This window comes from Streptomyces sp. A0642 (genome assembly GCF_004795105.1).
GTDB lineage: Bacteria > Actinomycetota > Actinomycetes > Streptomycetales > Streptomycetaceae > Streptomyces.
On the sequence record NZ_SSBL01000087.1, the window covers coordinates 1 to 587 of the forward strand.

Below are 587 nucleotides of genomic sequence, written 5' to 3' on the forward strand. Positions count from 1 at the left end.
CGTCAGCGTGGGTTGGCGAAGGACGGCCGGTGCAAGTCGTTCGCGGGTGCTGCGGATGGTGCCGCGTGGTCGGAGGGTGTCGGGGTTCTGCTGGTCGAGCGCTTGTCGGATGCTCGTCGGCTGGGTCATGAGGTGCTGGCCGTGGTGCGGGGCAGTGCGGTGAATCAGGACGGTGCGAGTAATGGGCTGACGGCTCCGAACGGTCCGTCGCAGCAGCGGGTGATCCGTGCGGCGTTGGCTGATGCGCAGATCTCGTCGGACCAGGTGGATCTGGTGGAGGCGCATGGGACGGGGACCCGGCTGGGTGACCCGATCGAGGCGCAGGCGTTGCTGGCGACGTATGGGCAGGGTCGCCCGGAAGGTGATCCGTTGTGGCTGGGGTCGTTGAAGTCGAACCTGGGCCATGCGCAGGCCGCCGCTGGTGTGGGTGGGGTGATCAAGGCGGTGCAGGCGATTCGGCATGGTGTGCTGCCGAGGACGTTGCATGTGGATGTGCCGACGCCGCAGGTGGACTGGGATGCGGGTGCGGTGGAGTTGTTGACGGAGTCGCGGGCGTGGCCGGTGCGGGATCGTCCGCGTCGGGTGGG

General features: G+C 68.5%; 1 protein-coding gene. It reads left to right on the plus strand.

The features are described 5' to 3' along the window. Nucleotides 1-587 (plus strand): polyketide synthase (locus tag E6R60_RS36500; RefSeq protein ID WP_136331024.1); only part of this gene is annotated, 587 nt, incomplete at both ends.